Genomic DNA, 16,943 nt, shown 5'->3' with positions numbered 1-16,943 from the left:
GCCCGGCTCAGGGGCGGCGGGCCAGCTCCGGGCGCTTGGCGTAGTCCGTGAAGCCGAGCACGTTGCCCCAGGGGTCGGCGATCTCCACGGTCCAGCCGGTCGCCACCGGGAACGGCTCGTCCAGCAGCTCCACCCCCGCCTCGCGCAGCCCGCGGGCCGCCACGCGCGCGTCCGGGACCTCCAGCCACACGCGCGGGGCGGGCCACTCCCGCGGACGCTCGGCGGAGGCGCCCTGGCGCAGCAGCTCCTCCTGCCGCAGCAGGATGCCGGGCGTCTCGGCGCCGACCTTCAGCAGCACGATCCCGGCCTCGTCGAGCCGGAACGCCACCGTGAACCCGGCGCGCTCGTAGAAGCCGACGGCGGTGCCGAGGTCGCCGACGGGCAGGAGCACGTTGTCGAAACCGAGCAGTTCGTACGACTGTTGATCTGACATGCGATCACATTAGGTGCGAGTGTGCGCGACCCGTGCCCGTTGCCGTGCGGGCGGGCCCCGGGGTCACTCATTGGGCCGAGAACAAGCCCCTTCCGTCGGTACGCTGTGCCCTCATCGCTTGCCGTACGGCGGGAGGGGGCCGGGGATGGGTCTGGCAGCGGAAGCCTTCTTCCGGGAAGTACGGGCCGCCTTCACCGGGGTCGCCGAACGGCTGGGACTGGACGGTCCCGGCGAGGAGGAGGCCGACCGGCACCTCGCGGTCGCGACCTACGCGGGCGCCGGGGTGCGGTACAAGGTGGTCCTCGGGCTGTGGGCGGGGGACGTCGAGATCCACGTCTGCCGTGAGACGCCGTCCAGCGAGTGCAAGGTCGGCATCGAGAAGCTGGCCGTCGCCGCCGGGGTCGTGGACCGCGGGGGAGCCGCCTCGTTCGGGGCCCGCAGCGTCCGCCAGCTCCGCAAGTCCCTGGCCGGGCAGGTCCGTTACGTCGAGCTGGTGCATCCGCTGGTCTCCGTCGAGCTGATGCGGGCGGCCGGGGCGCGGGAGTGGAGCAGGCCCGCGCTGAGGTGAGCGGCCCGTCGCCGGTGCCGGCGGGCGCCCGTCCGGTCCGTTGTCAGTGGCGGACCGTACTGTCGGCGGCATGGGAATGGTGACGTTCGTCGACGAGACGACTAGCGGTGGCCGCAGCGCGGGCTGGGGCCTGGAGATCGCCGAGGAGCGGCTCAGCGTCGGGGAGTTGATCCGGCGCAGGGTCTTCCAGGAGGTCGCCGAGTTCAACGCCCGCACGCCCGAGGTGTTCCAGGGGCTCGTCCAGCCCGAGGACACCGAGCGGGTCCTCAACGGCTACGCCCTGCGCACCCCGCGGCGCATAGACCCCGAGAAGCAGACCGCGCTCGCCCTGAAGGCGTTCGCCGCCAACGGGTTCCTGGTGCTGGTCGGCGACCGCCAGGTCACCGACCCCGACGACGAGATCGAGCTGGCGCTCGGCACCGAGGTCACGTTCCTGAAGCTCGTCGCGCTGGTCGGGGGATGACGATGGGTCACGTCCAGCACTACAAGGACCTCATCCGTGAGCGGACCGCCGCCGGCGAGCTGCGGGAACTCGCCGCGGACCTCCTCAAGGCCGCGAGGATCAACAACGGGAACTGGGCCGGCCTGTGGAGCGGCGTCCTGGACCGGCTGGCCGAACTCCCGCCCGGGACACGGTCGGGGCTCGCCGAGGGCCTGGTCGCGCAGTACCACTCCGAGAAGGCGGGCCCCGACGCCCGGACCAACGCGCTGACCCTGCTCGGGATCGTCGGCCGGGGACTGCCCGGCGAACATCTGCGCGCCCAGCGCCTCGCCGAGCTCGACGAGCTCTCCCGGCAGCACTCCTTCTGGTACGGCGCGCACTACGAGGGCCTGGTCGAGATGGAGCTGGCCGCCGGACATCCGATCGCGCCCGCCGTCGTGGCCGTCTTCCGGCGCTCCGCCTGCGGCGCGTACGAGCAAGGGCACCTGACCGACATCGCGCGCAAGCTCACCCACCCCGCGCTCAACGTCGGCGAGGAGTGGGCCGAGCGGGCCCTCACCGACGCCGGTGACGACCCCGGATGGCAGGCGCTGCTCGCCCACGCCGCCACCGCCACCAGCGCCCGGCCCACCGCCAAGTGGAACGCGCGCGCCCGTGTGCTCGTCGGAGCGCTCGACGCCGAGGAGATCCGGCAGCGGGTCGTGCTCTGGTTCGCCCTCGTCGGCCGCCCCCGCACCCTCCCGCTGGACCCCTGGCCCTACGGGCCCGACATGAACGAGAGCTACGACCCGTACAACGCCGACGCCCTGCGCGGCCTCACCTGGATCCTCGCCCTCCTCCCGCCCCACCCGGACACGGCCCGTGCCCTCGGCGCGCTCGTGGAGACCTCGCTGAAGAAGGTCGCCGGGGTCGGCCCGCGCAACCCCAAGGTCGCCAACGCCGGCGTCAACGCCCTCGCCCGTACCGACGGTGAGGCCGCCCTCGCCGAACTCGCCCGGCTCGCCACCCGCGTGACGTTCAAGGGCACGCTGAAGCTGCTGAACGCGGCGCTGGACCAGAAGGCCGAGGCGCTGGGGCTGAGCCGCGAGGAGATCGAGGAACTGGCCGTCCCCGGCTACGGGCTGACGGAGGTGGGCCGCACCGAGCGCGTGCTCGGCGACGCGACGGCGATCATCACGGTGCACGGCACAAAGGCCCTGCTGACCTGGCGCAACGCCGCGGGCAAGACCGTACGCAGCGTTCCCGCCGCGGTCCGCCGCGACCATCCGGAGGACCTGAAGGAACTCAAGGCGGCGGTGAAGGACGTCGACAAGATGCTCTCCGCCCAGAGCGAGCGCCTGGACCGCCAGTTCCTGGCCCGCCGGGTCTGGCCCTACGCGGCCTGGCGCGAGCGCTGCCTCGACCACCCGCTGGTCGGCGCCCTGGCCCGCCGCCTCCTGTGGACCGTCGACGGGACCTCGGTCGGCTTCACGGACGGCGAGCTGCGCACCCTCGCCGACACCCCGGTCACCGAGGGCCGGGAGGTCACCCTCTGGCACCCCGTCGACCACGAGCCCGCCGAGATCGTCGCCTGGCGCGACTGGCTCGAACGCCACGGCATCACCCAGCCGTTCAAGCAGGCCCACCGCGAGGTGTACCTCCTCACGGACGCGGAACGCACGACCGGCACCTACTCCAACCGCTTCGCCGCGCACGTCCTGCGCCAGCACCAGTTCCACTCCCTCGCGGCCGTCCGCGGCTGGCGCAACAGACTCCGCCTGTGCGTCGACGACGAGGCGCCCCCGGCGATGCGGGACCTGCCCGCGTGGGGCCTGCGCGCCGAGTACTGGACGGAGGGCGACGGCCATGAGTACGGCGTCGACACCACCGACTCCGGCAGCTACCTGCGCCTGCGCACCGACCAGGTCCGCTTCTACCCGATCGACGCCCCCGAGAACTCCGCCCACTGCGCGGGCGGCGAGTACAGCATGTGGCTGCGCGACGGCCAGGACCCGGTCGACCCGCTCCCCCTGACCGAGATCCCGCCCCTGGTCCTGTCCGAAGTCCTGCGCGACGTCGACCTGTTCGTCGGCGTGGCCAGCGTCGGCAACGACCCCACCTGGCAGGACGGCGGCCCCGGCGGCCGTTTCCAGGAGTACTGGACGTCGTACGGCTTCGGAGAGCTCGGCGCGAGCGCCGAAACCCGCCGCGTCCTCCTCGAACGCCTCGTCCCCCGCCTCGCGATAGCCGACCGCTGCACCCTGGAGGGCCGCTTCCTCCACGTCAAGGGCGACCGCCACGCCTACAAGATCCACCTCGGCTCGGGCAACATCCTCCGCACCCCGAACGACCAGTACCTCTGCATCGTCCCCAAGTCCGCCACCACCACCCCGGAAACGGGCTACCTCCCCTACGAGGGCGACCGCATGCTCGCGGTCATCCTGAGCAAGGCGATGCTGCTGGCAGCCGACACCGAGATCATGGACCCGACGATCCTGAGCCAGCTGTAGGCGGACCGCGTCAGTCGCTCTTCCTCGTTCCCGCCTTCAGGATCTCCGCCACGTCCAGCGTGACCTCGGCGCCGATCGAGGCGGGGAGGGCGACCGACTGGCCCGGGGCGTAGAACCGGTGGGTGTCGTAGCCGCTCGCGGTCGGTGCGGTGAGGACGTGCAGACGCTCGTGCCTGCGGTCGACGACCACGTACACCGGCACCCTGGCCTGGGCGTACGCGGTGACCTTGGTCTTCAGGTCGTCCTTCCAGTTGGCGGAGGTGACCTCCAGGACCAGACGGAAGGGCGCCGGGTCGTAGGCGTTGTGCTCCACCAGGTGGTCGTCGATGTCGGCGTCCACGATCGCCAGGTCGGGGATCGCGTAGTCCTCCTCGCCGGTCGGCAGCCACAGGCCGATGTTCTGGAGGACCAGTGTCTCGGCACCGTGCAGACCGGCCCCGATGAAGGGAATCATGAGGCCGGTCAGGGCGCGGGCGTGCGGGGCGTCCGGGGATGAGGTCACGAGGAGGTGGCCTCCGATGATCTCGACGCGGTAGCCCGGATGCCGCTCCATGATCTCGTCGGCGATGGCCGTGAGGGAGAACGGCTCGTCGTCGAAGGACTGCTCGACGGACGCAGCGGTCATCGCGTGCCTCCTCGGGGCTGGTGTCGAGAGCGTCATCGTAGGCCGGGGTGCGCCGCGATGTCCCGCTTGATCACGTTCATCCGATCGGGGTCCGCGCACGTGCCAGGGCCCCGTCCCCCGGTCTCGCCACCGGGGGACGGGGCCCTGGACGACGGAGCGGAAGGAAGGTCAGAAGCGGCGGGTGATCAAGGCTCGCTTGACTTCCTGGATCGCCTTCGTGACCTCGATACCGCGCGGGCAGGCGTCCGTGCAGTTGAACGTGGTGCGGCAGCGCCAGACGCCGTCGCGGTCGTTGAGGATCTCCAGGCGCTGCTCGCCGGCCTCGTCGCGCGAGTCGAAGATGAAGCGGTGCGCGTTGACGATGGCGGCCGGGCCGAAGTACTGGCCGTCGTTCCAGAAGACCGGGCACGACGACGTGCACGCGGCGCACAGGATGCACTTCGTGGTGTCGTCGAAGCGCTCGCGGTCCTCGGCCGTCTGGAGACGCTCACGCGTCGGCTCGTTCGTGTCCTTCGTGACCAGGAAGGGCATGACGTCGCGGTAGGCCTGGAAGAACGGGTCCATGTCGACGACCAGGTCCTTCAGGACCGTCAGACCCTTGATCGGCTCGACCGTGATCGGCTTCTCGGGGTTGATGTCCTTGATCAGCGTCTTGCAGGCGAGGCGGTTCTTGCCGTTGATCCGCATCGCGTCGGACCCGCAGATCCCGTGGGCGCAGGAGCGGCGGAAGGTCAGCGTGCCGTCCAGGTCCCACTTGATCTTGTGGAGACCGTCGAGGACGCGCTCCTTCGGGTCGATCTCCAGCTGGAAGTCTTCCCAGGTCGCTTCCGCCGAGACCTCGGGGTTGAAGCGACGGACCCGGAACGTGACCGTGATGTAGGGGGACGCGGCGGATTCTGCTTCCACCTTGTCCAGAACAGGGGTAGCCATCAGTACTTACGCTCCATCGGCTGGTAGCGGGTCTGGACGACCGGCTTGTAGTCGAGACGGATGGACTCGGTGCCGTCGTCGCCGACCTCGCGGTACGCCATGGTGTGGCGCATGAAGTTGACGTCGTCGCGGTTGGGGTAGTCCTCGCGGTAGTGACCGCCGCGGGACTCCTTGCGGGCGAGGGCCGAGACCGCCATGACCTCGGCGAGGTCGAGCAGGTTGCCCAGCTCGATGGCCTCCAGCAGGTCCGTGTTGAACCGCTTGCCCTTGTCCTGGATCGAGACGTTCTTGTACCGCTCGCGCAGCTCCGCGACCTTCTCGACCGCCGTCTTGATCGTCTGCTCGGTGCGGAACACCATGACGTTGGCGTCCATGGTCTCCTGCAGCTCCTTGCGGAGCACGGCCACCCGCTCGGTGCCCGTCGCCGTCCGCAGCCGCTCGATCTGCTCCTCGACCAGCTGCGCCGGGTTCTCCGGCAGCTCGACGAAGTCCGCCGTGTGGCTGTACTCGGCCGCCGCGATACCGGCCCGGCGGCCGAACACGTTGATGTCGAGCAGGGAGTTGGTGCCCAGCCGGTTCGCGCCGTGCACGGACACGCAGGCGACCTCGCCGGCGGCGTACAGGCCCGGGACGACCGTGGTGTTGTCCGACAGGACCTCACCCTCGACGTTCGTCGGGATGCCGCCCATGGCGTAGTGCGCGGTCGGCTGGATCGGGATCGGGTCCGTGTACGGCTCGATACCGAGGTAGGTGCGCGCGAACTCCGTGATGTCCGGGAGCTTCGCGTCGAGCTGCTCCGGCGGGAGGTGCGTGAGGTCGAGGTAGACGTGGTCGCCCTCGGGGCCGCAGCCGCGGCCCTCACGGATCTCCGTGTAGATGGAGCGGGACACGACGTCACGGGACGCGAGGTCCTTCATGACCGGCGCGTACTTCTCCATGAAGCGCTCGCCGTCCTTGTTGCGGAGGATGCCGCCCTCACCGCGGGCGCCCTCCGTCAGCAGGATGCCCATGCGCCAGATGCCGGTCGGGTGGAACTGGAAGAACTCCATGTCCTCCAGCGGCAGCCCGCGGCGGTAGACCGCGGCCTGGCCGTCACCGGTCAGCGTGTGGGCGTTCGACGTCACCTTGAAGAACTTGCCGGTGCCGCCGGAGGCGTAGATCACGGCCTTCGCCTGGAAGATGTGGATCTCGCCGGTGGCCAGCTCGTACGCGACCACGCCCGAGGACCGCTTCACACCGTCGACCTCGGTGATCAGCTGGTCGAGGACGTAGAACTCGTTGAAGAACTCCACGCCCTCTTTCACGCAGTTCTGGTACAGCGTCTGGAGGATCATGTGGCCGGTGCGGTCCGCGGCGTAGCAGGACCGGCGGACCGGGGCCTCGCCGTGGTTGCGCGAGTGACCGCCGAAGCGGCGCTGGTCGATCGTCCCGTCGGGCGTCCGGTTGAACGGCAGGCCCATCTTCTCCAGGTCGAGGACCGCGTCGATGGCTTCCTTCGCCAGGATCTCGGCGGCGTCCTGGTCGACCAGGTAGTCACCGCCCTTGACCGTGTCGAAGGTGTGCCACTCCCAGTTGTCCTCCTCCACGTTGGCCAGCGCGGCGGCCATGCCGCCCTGCGCGGCGCCCGTGTGGGAGCGGGTGGGGTAGAGCTTGGTGAGCACGGCGGTGCGGCTGCGCTTCGTCGACTCGATGGCGGCGCGCATACCGGCGCCGCCCGCGCCGACGATGACGGTGTCGTACTTGTGGATCTTCATCAGGAAATTCCTCAGTCCCTCGGTCCCGTGGCCTAGCGGATGTTCGGGTCGAAGGTGAAGATCACCAGCGTGCCCAGCAGGATGGTGAACACCGTGGCGGTGTAGAGCAGGCCCTTGAGCCACAGCCGGGTGTTCGCGCGTTCCGCGTAGTCGTTGATGACCGTGCGCAGGCCGTTGGCGCCGTGCAGCATCGCCAGCCAGAGCATCAGCAGATCCCAGACCTGCCAGAACGGCGAGGCCCAGCGGCCGGCGACGAACGCGAAGCCGATCTTCGACACGCCGCCGTCCAGCACGAGCTGGATCAGCAGGTGGCCGAGGACGAGGACGACCAGGACGATGCCGGACAGGCGCATGAACAGCCAGCCGTACATCTCGAAGTTGCCCCGGGTGGACTTCGGGGTCTTCTTCGTCCGCTTGCGCGGCGCCTCGATCAGGGGGGCCGGGTTGTCGACGTTGTAGAGGGCCTCGCCCTCGACGGGGCCGATCCCGGACACGTCAGCGGTCTTCTCGGTGGTGGACATCTGCGTCAGCTCCCGAAGAGTTCACGAGCGGCGTGGCCGAGGACGGGGTAGATCGCCCCGACCATCAGCACGACCCACAGGCCGACGACGGACCAGAGCATCTGCTTCTGGTAGCGCGGGCCCTTCGACCAGAAGTCGACGGCGATGACGCGAAGGCCGTTGAGCGCGTGGAAGAGGATGGCGGCGACGAGGCCGTACTCCAGCACGGCGACGATCGGCGTCTTGTACGTCGCTACGACCCGGTCGTAGTCCTCAGGGGAGACGCGGACGAGAGCGGTGTCCAGCACGTGAACGAACAGGAAGAAGAAAATGAGGACGCCGGTGACTCGATGAGCCACCCAGGACCACATTCCTTCCCGGCCGCGGTACAGCGTTCCAGCCGGCACGGAAGTTCCTCCGGGAGCGGGGATTGGGGCCGCGCCGGCTTGTGCGGTCGGTGGGCCCGGCCGGGTACGGTCCACCGGCCCCCAGCATGTTAGCGATGTGGCGGGGTCCGGCTTACGCCGGGCCTGCCGGTGTGATCAAAGTGGCACGCGTTTGGGTGAGTGGTGCGGCTAATGGGGTGGGCTGTCCCGGTGTGCGCCGGCTACGGACCGACGCACGGTCCCGGGATCGGCCCCGCCATCGGTCCCGTGCCAGGTCCGGCGCCCGGCACCGCGTTCCTGAGCAGGTTCAGCAGGCGTCCCTTGGCCAGGTCCCTCAGCTCGTCGGCCGCCACGACCCGCTCGTCCTCGGGATCGTTCGTCAATCGTGACCGGATTTCCGCCAGTACGTGGTCCAGGGCCTCGTCCGGGTGGAGCGCGTCCAGGCAGATCACGAACGCGTGCCCGAACTTGGCCTCGTAGGCGGCGTGCGCGGCGCCGAGGGCCATGTGGGCGGCGCCGTACGCGTCGTCCGGCAGACTCGGCAGGGTCTCGCCCGCGAGCGCCTCCGCCAGATCGCCCGCCGTCAGGTCGTACGCCGCCTCGTCGCAGGCCGCGAGTAGGGCGGGTGCGTCGGGGTAGGGGCGGTGGGCGGCCACGCGGTCGGCCCAGCGCAGGCTGCGCAGGCAGTCCAGGAGGAGCTTGCGCGCGGCGTCCGCGGGCGCGATGTTGAAGGCGTCCAGAACGGTGGGCAGCGACGGTATGGCCGGTCGGCCGGAGAGGTGTGTGGGCGTCACGTGTGTTTCGGCAGAGGATGCTGGGCGAGGTGTTGCGTCACGTTATCGAGTGGGGACCTGACGTGTCCGACGGATGCACGAATTTCACTCGAACGGGAGAGTTTCGGAACGTGTGGTGGACCGTTCCGGCCATCCAGGGGTCCTAGGTTGGCGTCGTGACTCAGCACAGACGGCCCAAGGAGAAGGGGACGAGGACGCGGGTCCTCGTCATGACGGCGGTGGCCGTGACGGTCCTCGCGGGCGTCGGCGTGGGCGTCTGGGCCACCGGCGGCGACAGCGGGCCCGCCGGGGCGGCCGTGGGCTCCTCCTCGCGGTCCGCGGCGTCGGAGGCCTCCTCGCGCGGCCCGTCCCCCAGTCCCAGCCCCACCCGCAGCTACCCGCTCTCCGAGACCCCCCGCACGATCCCCGCCGTGCGGGCGCACACCCCGGCCCGCGGGCCCGGCTGGCGTCCGCAGCGCGGTGCCCGGGTCGTCGTCGACGACGCCGCACTGGCCGACGAGGGACGGCTGATCGCCGGCGAGCTGGGGCTGACGTACGCGGGGGAGAAGAGCGACGTCGAGGCCGGGGAGCTGCGGCTCGCGCTCGGCGACGACGAGGGCGCGGACCCGGAGTCGTACACGATGACCGTGCGCGGGGGGCGGGTGACCGTCAGCGGGCCCTCCGACGCGGGGGTGTTCTACGGGACGCGGACCCTGAAGCAGACCGTGCACGGCGGCGGCACGGCGCCGGAGGGCGTCGTGCGGGACGCGCCCGCCAAACCGGTGCGCGGGTTCATGCTCGACATCGCGCGCAAGCACTTCACCGCGGACTGGATCGAGGACCGGGTCCGGGAGCTCGGCGACCTGAAGTTCAACGAGCTCGGGCTGCACTTCTCCGACGACCAGGGGTTCCGGATCGCCTCCACGAGCCATCCCGAGGTCGTCTCCGCCCAGCACCTGACCAAGGCCGAGGTCGAGGACATCATCGGCCTCGCGGAGAGCCGGCACATCACGATCGTCCCGGAGATCGACTCGCCGGCGCACCTCGGCGCCGTCATCGCCGCGCACAAGGACCTCCAGCTCACCAGCGTGCGGGGGGTGGCGGCACGCGGCGCCGTCGACATCTCCGAGGACGCCGCCGCCACGATCGTCGACGAACTCCTCGACGAGTACGCCGAGCTGTTCCCCGGCGACCGCTGGAACCTCGGCGGCGACGAGTACCAGGCCCTGACGGTCTCCGACCCGGCCGCCTCCTACCCGCAGCTCGCCGCCGCGGCGACCGAGGCCTACGGCTCCGGCGGGACCGTCGCGGACCTCGCCACCGGCTGGCTCAACGACCGCGCCGACACCGTCCGCGCGCACGGCAAGACCCTGCGCGCCTGGAACGACGGGTTCTACGCCGGTACGTCCGTCGCGCCCGCCGAGGACCTCCAGGTGGCGTACTGGACGGGCAAGGAGATCGGGGCGCGGCAGCCCGTCTCGTACCTGAGCGCCGGGCGGGACGTCGTCAACTACAACGACGAGTACCTGTACTACGTGCTCGGAGAGCCCAACACCTTCGTCTACCCGACCGGGGAGCGGATCTACGCGTCCTGGACGCCCCGGGTGCTGCGCGGCACCGAGCCGGTCTCCGCGAAGTACGACGGGCAGATCCTCGGCGGCTCCTTCGCCGTCTGGTGCGACCTGTCCGGCTCCCAGACCCAGGACCAGGTCGCGGCCGGCATCCGGATGCCCCTGCGCGCCGTCGTGCAGAAGCTGTGGGACGCGCGCGAACCGACCCGGTCCTGGGCGCAGTTCAAGGCACTGGCCGGCGAACTGGGCTGAGAGACCCGCCCCGTCGCCGTCCGCGTGGGATGAAGCCGGGCGGATTGGCCCGTATGGCTGCGAACTGCCGTGCGACTGTGGTGTATTCGCCCACGGGCCGCAGCCGATACACCGGGGGGAGCCGGAGATGGGCTACTGGGGGTACTTCGTCGTGGGCCGCAGCGAGCGGCCGCTCGGGGAGACGGACGCGCTGGCGGGGATCGACGGGCTGAGCCTGCGCACGCGGGCGGCCGGGGGCTGGCAGGTGTGGGAGTACCCGAGCGGGGAGGGCGACGTCGGGTCCATGAACACGCTGGCCCGGGAGACCGGGGCGCCCGCGCTGTTCGGGTACGTGATGGACAGCGACTGCGTGGTCGTGGAGGCGGCCGGACCCGAGAGCGGGGCGTGGACGACCTGTCTGGCGCGCACCGCGATGGCCGGGTACCTCGGGGACGGTGCCGAGGGGCTCGCGCTGGAGGACTACTTCCTGGAGCCGTCCGACGCCGCCGAACGGGCCGTGGCCTGGGCCGGGGAGGCCGGACGTGCCGTGGAGAGCGGTCCGCTCCTCGACGTCCTGACCGCCGATGCCGATCCGTTGGCCGAAAACCTCTTCTTCTTGCTGCTCGACCGGCTTACGGTCGTACCCCTGTGACACTCGTGCCTCATCGCACGCAGTAAGGGGAAGTGCGGCCTCCGTAAGGGATCGGCCGCACCCGAGGGAGGCGTGGATGAGTCTGGTGGAGCTGATCGCTCAGGCCGACGAACGCGGACTGGCCGCCAGCGGGTTGGCTTGTTTGGACCGGTGCGTGCCGCTGCTCGGCGGCGATGACGACGAGGCCCTGCGCCCCCTGTGGGCCGGACTCGCCGACACCGGCGACTGGGGCGCGGAGCTGGTCGCCGCGCGCGCCAAGCTCGGCGAGGGACCCGAGGACGACGAGGCCTCCGTCCTCGCCCGCCGGATGCTGGAGGCGGCCCCCGAGGACCGGGGCGCCGACGCGCTGCGGGAGTGGGCCGACGCCTGTTCCGTCGCCTCCCTGCGCATCCACCGGCTCCTCGACCCGGCCCGGGACGCCGGGTCCGTCGACGACCGGCGCGCGGGCCGCACCGAGGGCATGCCGCCGCTCGTCGCCGCCGAACTGCGGCGCCAGATCACCGTCCTGGAGGTGCTCGCCGGGCACGGCCAGGGCGGGCTGCGGCGCGCCCTCGAAGTCTCCGTGGAGGGGCGGCGCGTGCTGCGGGCGGTGGTGTCGCGGCGGGCCCGCGGCCGGACCTGACCGCGCACGCCCGCACGCCCGCGCGGCGACGGCGCGCCGGAGACCGGCCCGGGGCGCGGTGCCGGTGGGCCCGGCCGCCGGGGACCGCCCGGGTGCGTGGGCCCTTGGCGCCCCGGGTGGCCCGGGGACGCCGGTGCCGTGGCGCGGAGGCGGGAACGGATGCTCATCACTGACAAGAGCGCACGGGACCGGCCGACCGTCACCTCCCGCCCGTGGATGTCCCGCCCGTGGACGTCCCGTGCCGGGGGCGTGGCGGTCCCGCGCCGGTCCGGTGCGGGGCGCCCGATCGGGGTGACGTCCGCGAGGTCCCGGACGCTCTTGGGGATGTGACGACACACCACGAGACGACACACCACGAGACGAGGCACTCCGCCGCGGCGAAACCCCTGCGGTGGGCGGCGGACACGGTGGCGACGATGCGCGAGGGCGCCCGGGTACGGCTCGACTACTCGGCGCAGAGCCTGTGGCGCGTGGACCGGATGATCGAGGACCTGCGGCGCGAGGGGACCCCGTACCCCGCCGTGGAGACGGTGCTGCGCGGCTTCGGCGCGTACGCCGGTGAGGTGATCGTCCGGCGGACCGGCGCCGAGTGGCGGGTGAGCGGCGGCGCGTACTGGGTCCGCACCCCGGACGGGCGGCTGTGGGAGCCCATGGACGAGGCCCGGCGCTGCTTCGGCGGCCACGGGTCGCTGCGGCTGCTGTGCCGGGACGCCGGAGACGCCGGGGACGGCGGCGCGGGCCGCTGAGAGGGCCCGTCCCCGGCCGCCCCTGTGATGTTCGTCCGCCCCCGTCCGCTGGAACAGCGGGAGACCGGAACGAAGGGGTGGGGGCTCATGGAACAGCAGGCCGGACGGGTGCCGTGCGCGGGCGGGATGCGGGCACGGGCCGCGGAGTTCGTCGCGCGGATCACCGCGCGCAGCAGGCTGCCGCTGGACTACTCGGTGGCCAGTCTGCGGGTCGTCGACTTCCTGGTCGACGGCCTGCGCAAGGGCGGCGCCGACCAGGAGACGGCCCGCGAACCGCTCGCCGGGCTCGGTGCGTACGTCGGCGAGGTGCTGGTCCGCCGGGCGGGCGCGGAGTGGGTCGACCTGGACGAGGGCCAGCGCGCGTACTTCGGTCAGCCGGTCGGGGTGCGGATGCCCGACGGCCGGGTCTGGAACCCGCTCGGCAAGGTCCTCAACCGCTTCGGCTCGGGCGGCCCCGAGGACTCCCTGCGCACCTTCTACCTGACCCTGCACGGGCGGGCGCGGCGGGCCGCGGCCTGAGCGGGCTGTGACACTTCCGCGGTGCCCGGCGCTGAGGACCGTGAGGGACCTGGGACGAACACCGGCACGATCGAGGACTGTTCTTGGCGCGAGGAGGCGGAGGCGAACCCCGCCGCGTACAGGTGTACGACGAGGAGCTCGGCGCCGCCGTCGCGCGGGCCCAGGAGGGCGACGAGAGCGCCTTCGCGGTCGCGTACCGGATCGTCCAGCCGGGTCTGCTCGGGTATCTGCGCGGGATCGTCGGCGACGACGCCGAGGACGTGGCCTCCGACGCCTGGCTGGAGATCGCCCGCGACCTCGGCCGGTTCCGGGGCGACGGGGCGGGTTTTCGCGGCTGGACGGCGACCATCGCCCGGCACCGGGCCCTGGACCATCTGCGCCGGCAGAAGGTGCGGCCCCGCTCGGCGGCGCTGGAACAGGACGTACTGGACCTGCCCGGCCCGTACAGCACCCATGACCAGGCGCTGGAGTCGCTGTCCACCGAGCACGCCCTGGACCTGGTCCGGGGACTGCCGCGCGACCAGGCCGAGGCCGTGCTGCTGCGGGTGGTCGTCGGGCTCGACGGGCCCGCCGCCGCCCGCGTCCTCGGCAAGCGTCCCGGCGCGGTGCGCACCGCCGCCTACCGGGGGCTGAAGCGGCTGGCCCGGCAACTGGGCGTCGAGGGTGTGACGGATGACGACGCCCGCACGCTGGGGGAGTCGACATGACCGCACGCGGACCGGACGAGGACAGGGACGGACATGGGTGAAGGGCTGAACGGCGGCGGGGCCTCCGGCCGCCGGCGGGCGCGCGGCACCGTGTCCGGGGTCGAGGCGCTGCTGGCCGACGCCATGCGCGAGGACCGCCCCGGCGACCGGGGCGGGGACCTCGGCGAGCGGGAGGCCGTCGCCGCGTTCCGGACCGCGCGGGACACCGGGGCGCACCGGGCCCGCACCCGCCGCCGGGACGACTGGCGGCCCGCCGGGGAGCGCCGCCGCCCCTTCGCGGTCCGCACCACGCTCTCCGTCGCGGTGGCGGGCCTCGCCCTCGGCGGGGTCGCGTTCGCGGCGATCGGCGCGTCCTCCGGTGGTTCCGCCCCGCGCGCGGCCCGGGAGACGTCGTCCGCCACCGCGCGCCCCGGCACGACGGCCCCAGCGACGCCCGCGACCCCCGCGCCCGCCGACTCCGGACGTCCCGTCACCGCCCAGGACACCGAGGCGCACTGCCGCTCCTACGAGAAGCTCCAGGGACGCGGCAAGGCGCTGGACTCCGCCGTGTGGCAGCGGCTGGCCGAGGCGGCGGGCGGCGCGGAGAACGTGGCCGCGTACTGCGCGGGCCGACTGGCCGCGGACGACGAGGGCGTCAAGGCCGACAGGACCACGGGTGCCGCGGCGAGCGCGAAGGCCCGGCAGTCCGCCAAGGCCGAGAACAGCGCGAGCGGCAATGCCGACGGCGGCGCCGACGGCAACGGCAATGGCAATGGCAAGAAGAAGCAGTAGCGGCACCGTCGTCGCGCGGACGGGCGCCGTCATCGCGGAGACGACCGGGGCCGCCACCCCCCACAGGAGAGGCCCCGGCCGTCGCGCGGTACGGGCCGCGCGGCGACCCGTACTTCCTACAGCGCCACGGGTGCGTTTTCTGTCACACCCCCGCCCTCGCCCCCGCCTTCACGGGACGGTCGCATCTTGTAAGGACATGGACGAGCAGCGGTTTCAGGTCGTAACGTGCCTTTCGCGCCGACCGTGACCATCGACTGAGGATCCATGCGTGCTGGGGGATGACGCGGAGCTGACCGCCGCGGTGCTTGCGGCACAGGCCGGGGACGAGACCGCGTTCCGGACTGTGTACCGCGCCGTGCACCCACGGCTGCTCGGATACGTCCGAACGCTGGTCGGTGACGCGGACGCGGAGGACGTGGCCTCGGAGTCCTGGCTCCAGATAGCCCGTGACCTGGACCGGTTCGCCGGTGACGCGGACCGCTTCCGCGGCTGGGCCGCCCGGATCGCCCGCAACCGCGCCCTGGACCACATACGGATGCGCGGACGCCGCCCCGCCATCGGCGGCGACGAGAGCGAACTGACCGGGAAACCCGCCGAGTCGGACACCGCGGGCGAGGCGATCGAGGCCCTGGCCACCGACAGCGCCCTCTCCCTCATCGCCCGGCTGCCCCAGGACCAGGCCGAGGCCGTCGTCCTCAGGGTCGTGATGGGACTCGACGCCAAGACCGCCGCCGAGACCCTGGGCAAACGGCCGGGAGCCGTGCGCACGGCGGCGCACCGCGGACTGCGCAGGCTCGCCGAACTCCTCGGGGCCGACGGAGCCGATCCGGAAGCGGGCGGCGGACTCGACGCCCTGCCGCCCCAGCGAGAACCGCGTGACCGAGCGGTGACGTCCGCGAGTGTGACGCATACGCGTCCGCGGACGCAGAAGGACATGTGATGGCCGACAAGCAGGACGCGTGGCTGGACGCCGAGGTGGCGGAGCGATTGCTGCGCGGCGAGTCACCGGACAACGCTGTCGCCCCCGCCGCCCGCACCGACGCGGCCCGTCTCGCCGAGGCCCTCGACGCGCTCGCCGTGCCCGCGCCGGCCGCGGACGACTGCGAACTCCCTGGTGAGGCGGCGGCCCTGGCCGCGTTCCGCAAGGCCCACGCCGACCGCGGCGCGACGGAGACCGTCCGCTCGTCCGCCGGTTCCGGCCCCGACGACGTCGGCCTCGTCCGCATCGGCGCCCGTGACGTCCCCGCCCGCCGCTCCCGCCGCCCCGTGCGGTTCGCCCTGGCCGCCTCGCTCGCCCTCGGCATGGTCGGCGGGGTGGCCGCCGCCGTCGCGGCCGGGGTGCTGCCGACGTTCGGCGGCGACCCGGGGCCCGAGGCCTCGGTGTCCGCGGCCGTGACGCCGGACCGCCCGCTCGTCTCACCGACCCCCGACGGCACCGGCGGGGACGCGGCGACCCCGGACGGCTCCACCGGTGCCGCCGACCCCGGCGCCGGACGGGACACCGCCGGCGACGCCACCGCGCCCGGGACCGACGGCCAGGAGGGCAAGAAGGACTGGGGCCACGGCTGGTGGAGCGGCACCACCTCCGCCTGCCGCACCCTGCGCGAGGGCGGGCAGCTCTCCGAGGACCGAGGCCGCGCCCTGGAGAAGGTGGCGGGCGGTTCCGCCAAGGTGGACTCGTTCTGCTCGGACGTCCTCGCGTACTACGACCAGTACACCGACGGCCGGTCCGGTGACGGACACGGCGACGACGGCGACGGTGACGGCGACTCGGGCTTCTCCGACAAGTCCGGCGACGGCAAGGGCGGCGACGACAGCGGTGACGGCGGGGACAACGACGAGGGCGGCGGAAGAGGTTTCACCAAGGGCAACGGCAACGGCAACGGCGGCAACAACGGCGGCGGCAACAACGGGAACGGCAACGGGAACGGGAACGATCACGGCACGGACGGCGGCGTCTCCACCACCGCCCCCTCGGCCCTCACCCCGCTCCAGCCCCGCGGCAGCCAGGAACCGGGCACGCGGTCACCCGGTCCGTCGTACACCGCCCTCGCCGATGCCCACCCCTCTGAGCTGCGGTTTTCCGGCGCGTGAAAGTTTCTTCGCGGCCGGTGTGACGTTTTGGGCCGCCCCGGCGCAGTACTGAGTGAGCCGACTGGTCATCGGCCGTCGCACAGAGCCGGGGTTCCCCCCGTACCCACGGCTCGTGCATTCGGCGCGGGCG

Annotated in this window: 19 protein-coding genes; 12 read left to right on the top strand and 7 right to left on the bottom strand. The window is 72.4% G+C overall.

Going from position 1 to position 16,943, the window contains the following annotated elements; translation table 11 throughout:
- Nucleotides 1-7: 7 nt before the first annotated feature.
- Nucleotides 8-433, bottom strand: coding sequence for a VOC family protein (locus ACIPSE_RS03175; RefSeq protein ID WP_401656816.1), 426 nt, complete (start codon nt 431-433; stop codon nt 8-10).
- 145 nt (nt 434-578) lie between these two features.
- Here ACIPSE_RS03175 and ACIPSE_RS03170 point away from each other — a divergent pair, with 145 nt between their 5' ends.
- From ACIPSE_RS03170 to ACIPSE_RS03160, 3 genes are all read left to right on the top strand, one after another.
- Nucleotides 579-1,001: a hypothetical protein gene (locus ACIPSE_RS03170; protein ID WP_401656814.1), complete on the top strand. Its 423-nt coding sequence runs from the start codon at nt 579-581 to the stop codon at nt 999-1,001.
- A 70-nt stretch (nt 1,002-1,071) separates the two neighbouring features.
- Nucleotides 1,072-1,464, top strand: a complete 393-nt coding sequence (locus tag ACIPSE_RS03165; RefSeq protein ID WP_401656812.1) for a hypothetical protein — start codon at nt 1,072-1,074, stop codon at nt 1,462-1,464.
- Nucleotides 1,461-3,932: a DUF4132 domain-containing protein gene (locus ACIPSE_RS03160; RefSeq protein ID WP_401656810.1), complete on the top strand. Its 2,472-nt coding sequence runs from the start codon at nt 1,461-1,463 to the stop codon at nt 3,930-3,932. The genes ACIPSE_RS03165 and ACIPSE_RS03160 overlap by 4 nt, the downstream gene beginning before the upstream one ends.
- A gap of 10 nt (nt 3,933-3,942) precedes the next feature.
- On the opposite strand, the gene ACIPSE_RS03155 is transcribed toward ACIPSE_RS03160, so the two are convergent.
- From ACIPSE_RS03155 to ACIPSE_RS03130, 6 genes are all read right to left on the bottom strand, one after another.
- Nucleotides 3,943-4,557 carry a Uma2 family endonuclease gene (locus ACIPSE_RS03155; protein WP_401656807.1) on the bottom strand — a complete coding sequence of 205 codons (615 nt, stop codon included), beginning with the start codon at nt 4,555-4,557 and terminating at the stop codon, nt 3,943-3,945.
- Nucleotides 4,558-4,725: 168 nt separating this feature from the next.
- The gene (locus ACIPSE_RS03150) at nt 4,726-5,487 is read right to left on the bottom strand and encodes a succinate dehydrogenase iron-sulfur subunit (protein WP_401656805.1); all 762 of its coding nucleotides are present in this window, start codon (nt 5,485-5,487) and stop codon (nt 4,726-4,728) included.
- Nucleotides 5,487-7,241, bottom strand: a complete 1,755-nt coding sequence (sdhA, locus tag ACIPSE_RS03145) for a succinate dehydrogenase flavoprotein subunit (protein WP_401656802.1) — start codon at nt 7,239-7,241, stop codon at nt 5,487-5,489. The genes ACIPSE_RS03150 and sdhA overlap by 1 nt, the downstream gene beginning before the upstream one ends.
- 32 nt (nt 7,242-7,273) lie before the next feature.
- Complete coding sequence (locus ACIPSE_RS03140) at nt 7,274-7,762, bottom strand: succinate dehydrogenase hydrophobic membrane anchor subunit (RefSeq protein WP_401656800.1); 489 nt, start codon at nt 7,760-7,762, stop codon at nt 7,274-7,276.
- A gap of 5 nt (nt 7,763-7,767) precedes the next feature.
- On the bottom strand, nt 7,768-8,148 hold the full coding sequence (sdhC, locus tag ACIPSE_RS03135) for a succinate dehydrogenase, cytochrome b556 subunit (RefSeq protein WP_401656798.1): 381 nt from the start codon (nt 8,146-8,148) through the stop codon (nt 7,768-7,770).
- A 200-nt stretch (nt 8,149-8,348) separates the two neighbouring features.
- The gene (locus ACIPSE_RS03130) at nt 8,349-8,921 is read right to left on the bottom strand and encodes a 2-oxo-4-hydroxy-4-carboxy-5-ureidoimidazoline decarboxylase (protein ID WP_401656796.1); all 573 of its coding nucleotides are present in this window, start codon (nt 8,919-8,921) and stop codon (nt 8,349-8,351) included.
- Nucleotides 8,922-9,130: 209 nt separating this feature from the next.
- Here ACIPSE_RS03130 and ACIPSE_RS03125 point away from each other — a divergent pair, with 209 nt between their 5' ends.
- The 9 genes from ACIPSE_RS03125 (at nt 9,131) to ACIPSE_RS03085 (ending at nt 16,813) form a co-directional block, all read left to right on the top strand.
- Nucleotides 9,131-10,723, top strand: a complete 1,593-nt coding sequence (locus ACIPSE_RS03125) for a glycoside hydrolase family 20 protein (RefSeq protein ID WP_401657650.1) — start codon at nt 9,131-9,133, stop codon at nt 10,721-10,723.
- Nucleotides 10,724-10,850: 127 nt separating this feature from the next.
- Nucleotides 10,851-11,354 carry a hypothetical protein gene (locus ACIPSE_RS03120; RefSeq protein ID WP_401656794.1) on the top strand — a complete coding sequence of 168 codons (504 nt, stop codon included), beginning with the start codon at nt 10,851-10,853 and terminating at the stop codon, nt 11,352-11,354.
- 76 nt (nt 11,355-11,430) lie between these two features.
- Nucleotides 11,431-11,976 carry a hypothetical protein gene (locus tag ACIPSE_RS03115; RefSeq protein WP_401656792.1) on the top strand — a complete coding sequence of 182 codons (546 nt, stop codon included), beginning with the start codon at nt 11,431-11,433 and terminating at the stop codon, nt 11,974-11,976.
- A 326-nt stretch (nt 11,977-12,302) separates the two neighbouring features.
- On the top strand, nt 12,303-12,722 hold the full coding sequence (locus ACIPSE_RS03110) for a hypothetical protein (RefSeq protein ID WP_401656789.1): 420 nt from the start codon (nt 12,303-12,305) through the stop codon (nt 12,720-12,722).
- 87 nt (nt 12,723-12,809) lie between these two features.
- Complete coding sequence (locus tag ACIPSE_RS03105; protein ID WP_401656787.1) at nt 12,810-13,241, top strand: hypothetical protein; 432 nt, start codon at nt 12,810-12,812, stop codon at nt 13,239-13,241.
- Nucleotides 13,242-13,324: 83 nt separating this feature from the next.
- Nucleotides 13,325-13,948, top strand: a complete 624-nt coding sequence (locus tag ACIPSE_RS03100) for an RNA polymerase sigma factor (protein WP_401656785.1) — start codon at nt 13,325-13,327, stop codon at nt 13,946-13,948.
- 33 nt (nt 13,949-13,981) lie between these two features.
- The gene (locus tag ACIPSE_RS03095; RefSeq protein WP_401656783.1) at nt 13,982-14,719 is read left to right on the top strand and encodes a hypothetical protein; all 738 of its coding nucleotides are present in this window, start codon (nt 13,982-13,984) and stop codon (nt 14,717-14,719) included.
- 268 nt (nt 14,720-14,987) lie between these two features.
- Nucleotides 14,988-15,659, top strand: coding sequence for an RNA polymerase sigma factor (locus ACIPSE_RS03090; RefSeq protein WP_401656781.1), 672 nt, complete (start codon nt 14,988-14,990; stop codon nt 15,657-15,659).
- Nucleotides 15,659-16,813, top strand: a complete 1,155-nt coding sequence (locus tag ACIPSE_RS03085; protein ID WP_401656779.1) for a hypothetical protein — start codon at nt 15,659-15,661, stop codon at nt 16,811-16,813. Before ACIPSE_RS03090 ends, ACIPSE_RS03085 begins: the two co-directional genes overlap by 1 nt.
- The last annotated feature ends 130 nt before the right edge of the window (nt 16,814-16,943 follow it).

Source organism: Streptomyces sp. NPDC090106 (genome assembly GCF_044747265.1).
Taxonomy (GTDB): Bacteria; Actinomycetota; Actinomycetes; order Streptomycetales; family Streptomycetaceae; genus Streptomyces.
The sequence above is the reverse complement of the archived record's forward strand: the minus strand, read 5'-3'. Positions and strand labels throughout refer to the sequence as shown.

Excerpts from the sequence above, each read along its gene's own strand:
- ACIPSE_RS03175 (WP_401656816.1), bottom strand. The coding sequence starts at position 433 with ATGTCAGATCAACAGTCGTACGAACTGCTCGGTTTCGACAACGTGCTC.
- ACIPSE_RS03170 (WP_401656814.1), top strand. The coding sequence starts at position 579 with ATGGGTCTGGCAGCGGAAGCCTTCTTCCGGGAAGTACGGGCCGCCTTC.
- ACIPSE_RS03165 (WP_401656812.1), top strand. The coding sequence starts at position 1,072 with ATGGGAATGGTGACGTTCGTCGACGAGACGACTAGCGGTGGCCGCAGC.
- ACIPSE_RS03160 (WP_401656810.1), top strand. The coding sequence starts at position 1,461 with ATGACGATGGGTCACGTCCAGCACTACAAGGACCTCATCCGTGAGCGG.
- ACIPSE_RS03155 (WP_401656807.1), bottom strand. The coding sequence starts at position 4,557 with ATGACCGCTGCGTCCGTCGAGCAGTCCTTCGACGACGAGCCGTTCTCC.
- ACIPSE_RS03150 (WP_401656805.1), bottom strand. The coding sequence starts at position 5,487 with ATGGCTACCCCTGTTCTGGACAAGGTGGAAGCAGAATCCGCCGCGTCC.
- sdhA (WP_401656802.1), bottom strand. The coding sequence starts at position 7,241 with ATGAAGATCCACAAGTACGACACCGTCATCGTCGGCGCGGGCGGCGCC.
- ACIPSE_RS03140 (WP_401656800.1), bottom strand. The coding sequence starts at position 7,762 with ATGTCCACCACCGAGAAGACCGCTGACGTGTCCGGGATCGGCCCCGTC.
- ACIPSE_RS03125 (WP_401657650.1), top strand. The coding sequence starts at position 9,131 with ATGACGGCGGTGGCCGTGACGGTCCTCGCGGGCGTCGGCGTGGGCGTC.
- ACIPSE_RS03120 (WP_401656794.1), top strand. The coding sequence starts at position 10,851 with ATGGGCTACTGGGGGTACTTCGTCGTGGGCCGCAGCGAGCGGCCGCTC.
- ACIPSE_RS03115 (WP_401656792.1), top strand. The coding sequence starts at position 11,431 with ATGAGTCTGGTGGAGCTGATCGCTCAGGCCGACGAACGCGGACTGGCC.
- ACIPSE_RS03105 (WP_401656787.1), top strand. The coding sequence starts at position 12,810 with ATGGAACAGCAGGCCGGACGGGTGCCGTGCGCGGGCGGGATGCGGGCA.
- ACIPSE_RS03095 (WP_401656783.1), top strand. The coding sequence starts at position 13,982 with ATGGGTGAAGGGCTGAACGGCGGCGGGGCCTCCGGCCGCCGGCGGGCG.
- ACIPSE_RS03085 (WP_401656779.1), top strand. The coding sequence starts at position 15,659 with ATGGCCGACAAGCAGGACGCGTGGCTGGACGCCGAGGTGGCGGAGCGA.